This is a genomic window from Tahibacter caeni, from assembly GCF_024609805.1.
GTDB lineage: Bacteria > Pseudomonadota > Gammaproteobacteria > Xanthomonadales > Rhodanobacteraceae > Tahibacter > Tahibacter caeni.
Window position 1 is genome coordinate 23,082 of record NZ_JANFVR010000020.1, and the last position, 8,462, is coordinate 31,543.

Below are 8,462 nucleotides of genomic sequence, written 5' to 3' on the forward strand. Positions count from 1 at the left end.
AGCTCAAGGAGGATTCATGCGGGGGATGTTTTACGTCGCACTCGTCGCGGCGCTCGCGTCGGCACCGGCCGGCGCAGCGGACTGGTCGCATTTCATCGGTTCCAATCCGAGTTTTCCCAACCAGCTGGCCGAGCACGGCTTGGCCGTCGACGCCGGCGGCCTGATCGCCTTGCAGGCCTACAACCGGCCGGCCTGGTCGCGCCAGATCGAATTCATCCACGAGTACACGCTCGCCGCCGACGGCACGACTCCGTGGATCTGGGGCGTGACCGGCAAGGGGCCGAGCGCTGCGATGACGCCGCACGGCGTCGACCAGCGCGACGGCCATCGCCTCGTCCGGATCGAACGCGCCGACGATCCCTGGACCTCCCATGACGACTTCAGCGTCGTCCCGCCGAACAGCTCGCAGCCGCTCTGGTGGTTCAGCGAGCCGCAGACCGGCGGCCATGTCGTCGACACCGTTTCCGGCGGCGCCGACGGCGGCTTCGTGCTGCGCGCGCTGGACGCGGGCGCCGGCTTCGAAGTCATCGCGTTCGACGACAGCTGGCCGCGCTGGCGGACGACCGTGCAGCCGTGTGCCGGCGGCGCTGCGCCGGGCACGCTCGCGATCGACTACGCGCCGTTCGGCGTCTGGCCGGCCGTGCACACGCTCAGCGTCGCCGGCAGCTGCGACGACGGCGTGAGCCCGCCGCAGGTGTTCGTGCAGCGCTTCGACAGCTACGACGGCAGCCAGGCCGCGACGGAATGGCTGAATCCCGGTCCCGACCATCAGCTTGCGAAGCTCGCGTTCTCGCCGGCGCACGAGCTCGTCGCCGTGTACTCGACGTCGTGGGGCTTCCAGGAAGTCCACCGCGTGCCGGCGCCCGGCATGCCGTTCACGGGTCCGGTCGGCGTGCTGTTCGGCGTCGACCAGGTCGTCGCGCTCGCGCCGGCCGGCGCCGACACGCTGGTCATCGTCGGCGCCGACGTCAACGGCAATCCGGTCTCCTCCACGGTCTGGCCGCAGGGCCCGGTAACCCCGACCGTGCCGCTGGTCGGCCTCGCGGGCTTCCCGGGCGGCGGCTGGACCTTCGCCGCGGGACGCGACGAAAAACTGCTCGCGCTACGCACCGAGACCGGCGGCGCCGCGCCGCTCGTGCGGCTCGTCGGGCTCGATGCCTACGGCCAGCTCCAATGGAGCGACACGATCGCAGGCATCCTGCCCGGCGCCGTGCCGCAGGCCGTGCCGGCCAAGGATGCCGCCGGCGGCTTCGTCGTCGCGGTCGACCGGCAGGACGCCGGCGGCACGATCGGCATCGAGGTCCGCCGTATTGGCAGCACGCCGTGACCGGCAGGGCGCCCGCCTCGCGCGGGCGCCCTGTCTTCCGGGCCGTGCGCGGCCGGACGGCCTGGCCTAAGCTCGGGCGATCCATTGCCGCGGAGTCGCCCCATGCGTCAAGCCGTTCTCGCTTTCGCGCTCGCCGTGTCGCTGGCCGGGCCGGCGTTCGCCGCCGACCGCGTCACCGGCAAGGCCTTCGCGACGCGTTCGGAAGTCTTCGCGCCGCACGGCATGGTCGCGACCTCGCAGCCGCTGGCCACGCAGATCGGCGTGGACGTGCTGAAGAAAGGCGGCAGCGCGATCGACGCGGCGATTGCCGCGAACGCCGCGCTCGGCCTCATGGAGCCGACCGGCAGCGGCATCGGCGGTGACCTGTTCGCGATCGTCTGGGACGCCAGGACGCAGAAGCTCTACGGCTACAACGGTTCGGGCCGCTCGCCGAAGTCGCTGACGCTCGAATGGTTCGCCAAGCACGGCTACAGCGACATCCCGCCGACCGGCCCGCTGCCGGTGTCGGTGCCCGGCTGCGTCGATGCCTGGTTCGCGCTGCACGACAAGTTCGGCCGGCTGCCGATGAAGGATCTGCTCGCGCCGACCGTGCGCTACGCGCGCGACGGTTTTCCGGTCAGCGAGCTGATCGCGTACTACTGGCAGCGCTCGGTGCCGCGTCTGTCGAAATACCCGGGCTTCGCCGAGCAGTTCACGCGCGATGGCGCCGGCCCGGCCAAGGGCCAGCGCTGGACCAATCCGAATCTCGCCGACACGCTCGAAACCCTCGGCAAGGGCGGCCGCGATGCGTTCTACAAAGGCCGCATCGCCAAGGTCATCGGCGATTACATGAAGGCCAACGACGGTTTCCTGAGCGCCGAGGATCTGGCTGCGCATCGCGGCGAATGGGTGGAGCCGGTATCGACGAACTACCGCGGCTACGACGTCTGGGAACTGCCGCCGAACGGCCAGGGCGTCGCAGCGCTGGCCATGCTGAACATTCTCGAAGGCTACGACTTCGGCAAGATCGGTTTCGGCAGCGTCGAGCACGTGCACCTGTTCACCGAGGCCAAGAAGCTCGCGTTCGCCGACCGCGCGCAGTATTTCGCCGATCCGGCGTTCGCGTCGCTGCCGCTCGAGGGCCTGTTGTCCAAGGACTATGCGGCGCAGCGCCGGAAGCTCATCGGCGAGACCGCGGCGAAATCGGTCGACGCCGGCCATCCGCCGCTCGACGACGGCGACACGATCTACCTGACCACGGCCGACAAGGACGGCAACATGGTCTCGCTGATCCAGTCGAACTACCGCGGCATGGGCTCGGGCATGGCGCCGACCGGCCTCGGCTTCATCCTGCAGGACCGCGGCGAGATGTTCGTGCTCAAGCCCGGACACCCGAACTCCTTCGCGCCGGGCAAGCGGCCCTTTCATACCATCATTCCGTCCTTCGTGACCAAGGACGGCAAGCCCTGGCTCAGCTTCGGCGTCATGGGCGGCGCGATGCAGCCGCAGGGCCACGTGCAGATCGTCATGAACCTGATCGACTTCGGCATGAACCTGCAGGAAGCCGGCGACGCGCCGCGCATCCAGCACGACGGCTCCACCGAACCGACCGGCCAGGCCACGGCCATGCGCGACGGCGGCGAGGTCAATCTGGAGACCGGCTTCAGCTGGGAAACCGTGCGCGGCCTGATGCAGAAAGGCCATAAGGTCACCTATGCCGACGGCCCGTACGGCGGCTATCAGGCGATCGCCTGGGACGAGAAGAACCGCGTCTGGATCGGCGCCTCGGAAGGGCGCAAGGATGGCCAGGCGGCTGGCTACTGAGCGGCGTGGTTTCACCGTCCCGGATGCGCCGGGCCGACAGGGACGAAGGATCTGCGGGGGCTGATCCTGTTCGTCCTGCAAATCCGTTAGGCTGATGAAACCCCACGGAGGATTGCGCTCATGCGTCTGAAGACCGCGATCGGAGGGAGCCTGGTGTTCTGTTGCGGCGTCGCACTCGCACAGATCTCAGTGCCGCAAACGGCCGCCGCTCCGGACCCGGGCGCTGCCTCGGCGGCGGCCGTATCCATCGACGACGAAGCGGGCGCGGCCTATGAGCGTTACACGCAGGCCGTAAAGAACGCGCTCGGACCGCTGTATCGGAAGTTGCGCGAAAGCGCCGCGCCGCGCGACTGGATGCTGGCCTCGCAGCTGCTCGTGCTGTCGATGGCCGACGACGATCCGGATTTCAGCAGCGTCGGGCGCGCCGAGCTGCTGCGCAATGCCGCCGCGGCAGCGCCCGAGGACGCGCTCGTGCAGTGGGTCGCGATGATGGCCATGCCCAGCGCCGACGGCGGCTGCGCGGCGCCGCGGATGCCGGCCAATCTCGATGCCGTGCTGCGACTGGAATCCGACAACGGCCTGGCCTGGCTGCCGGTGCTGAGTCAGGCCTGGCAGGCCAAGGACGCGCTCGCGATCGATTCGGCGCTGACGCGCATGGCCGCGGCGACGCGCTATGACGACCACTCGATCGAATACGGCCAGCTCATGATCGAGCTGTTCCGCGACAACCCCGACACGATGCACGCGCTCGGCGCAGCCAACGCCGCTGCGGATGAGGCGGTCGATCCGGTGCAGTACGGCCTGATCATGAGCCAGACCCTGAGTACGCCGTTCCAGGTGCTGGTCCGCGCCTGCGACCGTGCCAAGCAGCCCGAGGCCGATACGCGCCGTTTCGCGATCTGCGCCGATCTCGGCCAGCGGCTGCTGCGCGAGGGCAAGACCGGCCTGGTCAGCCGCATCGGCGACACCGTGCTTGCGAAGGCCGGCCTGTCCGACGATGCCGAGGCTGCGGCGCTGCGGCGCGAAACCGCCTGGCTGACTCAGGCCTTGGCCGACGGAGACGTCGTGGAACAGGCGCACCGCTACGCCGACGCACTGCAGCGTCACGGCAACGAGCTCGAAGCCCTGCGCGAGCTGGCACGGGCCCGCGGCCTGTCGCCGACTCCGCCGCCGACCTGGCAGCCGCCGAACTGGCGGAGTGGACGCGGCGACGCGGCGCCGCCGGCCGAGGCCGAAGACGCCAAGTCCGAAGCCGAGGGCGCCGACGACTGAAACCCGCGCCGGCCTGGACGGTTGACGCCGCCCCGGGCCGGTGCAGTCGGGACCCCGCGCCGGCCCGGCCGCGCAATTTCCAGATGTGCAGGCTCGGTGTACCCTCGACCGCGTTCGGCCGGCGCGAGGACGCTTCGATGCTGAAAGTCCTGATTGCAAGTTGCAAAGGCGGTTGCGGCAAGACCACGCTGGTGACGCATCTCGCGGCGCACTATGCGGTCGAGGGCAGGAATACCGTGCTCGTGGACTGCGACAGGCTGGCTTCGAGCCGGCACTGGTGCGAACGCCGCGCCGGCCTGGCCAGCGCCGTGCTGCCGGTCGACGGCACCCGGCGCAACTGGCGCGAGCGCATTCCCGACGGCACCGACCGCCTCGTCATCGACACGCCGGCCGGAGCCGGCGTCGAGGACGTCGACGAACTGCTCGACGACGTCGACGCGCTGCTGATCCCGGTGCTGCCGTCGCCGTTCGATCTGGAAGCGTGCCGGCCGTTCGTCGAAGCCGTTGCCGGGCTCAGCCGTGTCAAGCGTGGCAAGGTCGCCGCCGGCATCGTTGCGAACCGCCTGCGGCCGTGGACCCACGCGAGCCAGCTCGCGCTCGAGGAGATGCAGCGTTTCGCACTGCAGGTAGTCGCCCAGCTGCGCGACACCCAGGGCTATGTGGTCGCGACCGGCCTCGGCAAGAGCCTGTTCGACTATCACGCCGAATCCGTGCGTTCCCACCAGGACGACTGGAAGCCGCTGCTGAAGTGGCTCAAGAAGAGCGGCGGCTGAGCACCGGCCGTCGAACGATCCGGCCATGGCGCGGCCGCACGCCGTGTCGCGTTCGCCGCAGCGCTGCGGGCTTCCGGGCTTCCGGGCTTCCGGGCTGCCGGCCACGTTTCGCGGCGCCGGACCGCCGTCGCCCGCGGCCGGCCGGGCGGCCGCCTCCGCCTCCTTCGCAAAACCGTTACCCGGACTGCGCAGACTTGGCTGCCGGCGCGGGTCATCGCGCCGGTGCGCCAAACCCGTGCGGGCTTGATGCACCATAGAGGTCTCAACGACAGGCGAGGAAGCCCGGCCATGCAAGAACTCATACTGCTGCGACACGCCCATGCCGGCAACGCCGGCCCGGAGCAGAGCGACAGCGAACGGACGCTGAGCCTGACCGGCGAAGCCGAGGCGGAAGCGGCAGCGGCATGGCTCAAGGCCAGCGGCGCGCGGCCGCAGCGCGTGCTGTGCTCGCCGTCGACACGCACGCGGCAGACCCTCGAGCGCGTGCTCGCGCGCATCGAATATTCCGACACGCGTTACGAACCGGCCATCTACGAGGCCACGGCCGGCGACCTGATGGGCCTGCTCGACCAGCACCGCGACGCGGATCAGGTGCTGCTGGTCGGCCACAACCCGGGCATCGAGACCCTGGTCGCGCTGCTCGCGACGGGCCAGTCGGGAGAGTTCCGCGGCATGCCGCCGGCCGGCATCGCCTGGCTGGAGATCGGCGGCGAGATAGAACCCGGCAGCGGCAGCCTCAAGGCGTTCTGGTCGCCGTAAGTGGAGCCGGAGCCATGCGCCTGCGACGCGCCTGGGCCAGCCTCGTCGTCGTGCTGGCGGCGAGCCTGCCGGCGCCGGCCCCGGCCGAGCCGGTCGCGCTGGATCCGCGGCGATCCTCGGCCGAGTTCGAGGTCCGCGCGATGTGGATGTTCGACGTCGGCGGGCGTTTCGGCGCGGTCACCGGCGAAGTCGACGTCGATCACGCTGCGCGCAGCCTGCGCGTGCGCGCGCGCATCGATGTGCGCGGCGTGTCCATGCGCCGCGCGAGCTACGAGGAGTGGGTCAAGTCGAGCGAGTTCTTCGACGCCGCGGCCCATCCGACCATCGAATTCGAATCCGAGCCGTTTCCGATGGCGACCCTGGACCTCGGCGGCGACATCGTCGGCCGGCTGAGCCTGCGCGGCGTGACCCGGCCGATGAGCCTGCGGCTGCGGCCGTCCCAATGTCCGGGCTCGGCCGCGCTGACCTGTCCGGTCATGGCCGACGGCTTCGTTCTACGCAGCGACTTCGGCATGCGCACGCGGCGCGCGACCCTGGCCGACAAGGTGCGCCTGCACCTGAGCGTGCTGGCGGTCGCCGCCAAACCCGGATGAACACCAGGAATCCCATGCGCCAAGGATGCGCGATACTCGTCGTATTGCTGCTCGCCGTCGTGCTCGGCGGCTGTTCCCTGTCGCGCGAACGCGTGCGCCGCGCCGACGCGGTCATCGCCGAGCAGAGCGACCACACTTTGAGCTGCGCGCGCGAGGACCGCTGTGCGGCCGACTCGCCGTATCACGAGCTCTACCGCGAAAGCGCCCAGGCCGGCGGCCCGCTGCATTTCGTGACCCTGCTCGACCACGGCGCCGACTCGCTCGCGTTGCGCCTGCACCTCGTGCGCAGCGCGCGCACGAGCATCGAAGTGCAGACCTTCATCTTCGCCGGCGACGACGCGGGCTATCTGTTCCTCGATGAACTGATCAAGGCGGCGCGCCGCGGCGTGCACGTGCGCGTGATCGCCGACCAGCTGTTCTCGCTCGGCGACTACACCCTGCTCGCGCGGCTCGCGCGCACGCATGCCAACTTCGAGCTGCGCCTGTACAACCCGGCCTTCGACGAGGCCGCGACCCAGCCGCTGGAATTCGCCGCCAACCTGCTGTGCTGCTTTTTCCAGTTCAACCAGCGCATGCACAACAAGCTGCTGCTGATCGACGGCGAGACCGGTCTGGCCGGCGGCCGCAACTACGAGGACCGCTATTTCGACTGGGATCCGGAGTTCGACTACCGCGACCGCGACGTCGCCGTGACCGGCGCGGCCGCCGGCCGGCAGATGCAGGCCTCGTTCGAGCAGTTCTGGAACCATCCGCGCACGCGCACGCTCGCCCAGCTCAAGGACGTCAACCGGCGCCTGCTGCTGGCCACGCGCGAGCCTGCGCCGCCCTGGGACACGCCGGTCTGGAAACGGCCCGACCGCGTCGCGGCGATCTCGCGCCAAGCCGACGACCGGACCTGGATCACCGAGCGCTTCGCCGCGAACGTGTTCCGCGTGGCCGAGGTCGATTACTTCTCCGACTCGCCGAACAAGCCGCTGGAGCCCGAGAACCCGGCCGACAAGAAGCTGACCCGGCGGATCATCGACCTGCTCGATTCGGCGCGGCGCGAGATCGTACTGCAGACGCCGTATCTCGTGATCAGCCGGCCGGCGCGGCGCGTATTCCGCGGCCTGCGTGAACGCGTGCCGGACCTGCGCGTCATCGTCTCGACGAATTCGCTGGCCGCGACCGACGCGTTCTACGTCTACGCCCTGTCGCACAAGTACAAGAAGCGCTACATCAAGCATCTCGGCTTCGAGATCCACGAGTTCAAGCCGTTCCCGGGCGACGCGGCGCAGATGATCCAGGGCTACGAAACCCTGAGCGGCCTGCACGAACCGCCGCCGCAGAGCGACGTCACGCCGGTGCCGACCGACGGCGAGCCGGCCGGGCCGCGCCTGGGCCTGCACGCCAAGTCCATCGTCATCGACGGACGCATCAGCCTGATCGGCTCGCACAATTTCGATCCGCGCTCGGACAACTACAACACCGAGTCCGGCTTCATCATCCACGACACGGCATTCGCCGCGGCGCTGCGTGCTTCGGTGTTGCGCGACACCGAACCACAGAACGCCTGGGTCATCGCGCGCCGGCCGCGGCCCGTGCTGGTCGAGCGCATCAACAACGCGATCAACGATTTCTCGACCGCGCTGCCGCTGTTCGACTTCTGGCCGTTCCGCTACGCGACGAGCTTCGAGCTCAAGCCCGGCTGCGCGCCGCTGCGCACCAGCGACCCCGCGTTCTACGACTGCTACGAGCCGGTCGGCGACTTCCCGGGCGTCAACCTGCCGCTCAAGAGCATCTACACGCGCATCGTCACGGCGTTCGGCGCCGGCCTCGTCGGCATCCTCTGAGCGGCGCGGCCCTTCCGGAGCTCGCCTCCACGCGCGGCCGAGCCGCCGCCGGCCGGCGCTCCGCCGCGGGTCGCAGCCGGCGCGCCGGCTGGGCCGGGCCGCC

At 70.0% G+C, this 8,462-nt stretch carries 7 protein-coding genes; all 7 read left to right on the forward strand.

Annotation, left to right across the window (positions count from 1 at the left end; translation table 11 throughout):
• Positions 1 to 16 precede the first annotated feature (16 nt).
• The gene (locus tag NON22_RS03455; RefSeq protein WP_257385513.1) at positions 17 to 1,327 is read left to right on the forward strand and encodes a hypothetical protein; all 1,311 of its coding nucleotides are present in this window, start codon (positions 17 to 19) and stop codon (positions 1,325 to 1,327) included.
• 102 nt (positions 1,328 to 1,429) lie between these two features.
• Entirely contained in the window at positions 1,430 to 3,130 is a 1,701-nt protein-coding gene (gene ggt, locus NON22_RS03460) for a gamma-glutamyltransferase (RefSeq protein ID WP_257385514.1), read from the forward strand.
• Between the two features lie 120 nt (positions 3,131 to 3,250).
• Positions 3,251 to 4,402 (forward strand): hypothetical protein, encoded by a 1,152-nt coding sequence (locus tag NON22_RS03465; RefSeq protein ID WP_257385515.1) that lies wholly within the window; start codon positions 3,251 to 3,253, stop codon positions 4,400 to 4,402.
• A 137-nt stretch (positions 4,403 to 4,539) separates the two neighbouring features.
• Positions 4,540 to 5,175, forward strand: a complete 636-nt coding sequence (locus tag NON22_RS03470; RefSeq protein WP_257385516.1) for a ParA family protein — start codon at positions 4,540 to 4,542, stop codon at positions 5,173 to 5,175.
• A gap of 288 nt (positions 5,176 to 5,463) precedes the next feature.
• Entirely contained in the window at positions 5,464 to 5,934 is a 471-nt protein-coding gene (locus NON22_RS03475) for a SixA phosphatase family protein (RefSeq protein ID WP_257385517.1), read from the forward strand.
• A 14-nt stretch (positions 5,935 to 5,948) separates the two neighbouring features.
• Positions 5,949 to 6,527: a YceI family protein gene (locus tag NON22_RS03480; RefSeq protein ID WP_257385518.1), complete on the forward strand. Its 579-nt coding sequence runs from the start codon at positions 5,949 to 5,951 to the stop codon at positions 6,525 to 6,527.
• Positions 6,528 to 6,541: 14 nt separating this feature from the next.
• A complete protein-coding gene (locus NON22_RS03485) occupies positions 6,542 to 8,359 on the forward strand; it encodes a phospholipase D-like domain-containing protein (protein ID WP_257385519.1) in 1,818 nt (605 codons plus the stop codon).
• Positions 8,360 to 8,462: the final 103 nt, after the last annotated feature.

Excerpts from the sequence above, each read along its gene's own strand:
- NON22_RS03455 (WP_257385513.1), top strand. The coding sequence starts at position 17 with ATGCGGGGGATGTTTTACGTCGCACTCGTCGCGGCGCTCGCGTCGGCA.
- ggt (WP_257385514.1), top strand. The coding sequence starts at position 1,430 with ATGCGTCAAGCCGTTCTCGCTTTCGCGCTCGCCGTGTCGCTGGCCGGG.
- NON22_RS03465 (WP_257385515.1), top strand. The coding sequence starts at position 3,251 with ATGCGTCTGAAGACCGCGATCGGAGGGAGCCTGGTGTTCTGTTGCGGC.
- NON22_RS03470 (WP_257385516.1), top strand. The coding sequence starts at position 4,540 with ATGCTGAAAGTCCTGATTGCAAGTTGCAAAGGCGGTTGCGGCAAGACC.
- NON22_RS03475 (WP_257385517.1), top strand. The coding sequence starts at position 5,464 with ATGCAAGAACTCATACTGCTGCGACACGCCCATGCCGGCAACGCCGGC.
- NON22_RS03480 (WP_257385518.1), top strand. The coding sequence starts at position 5,949 with ATGCGCCTGCGACGCGCCTGGGCCAGCCTCGTCGTCGTGCTGGCGGCG.
- NON22_RS03485 (WP_257385519.1), top strand. The coding sequence starts at position 6,542 with ATGCGCCAAGGATGCGCGATACTCGTCGTATTGCTGCTCGCCGTCGTG.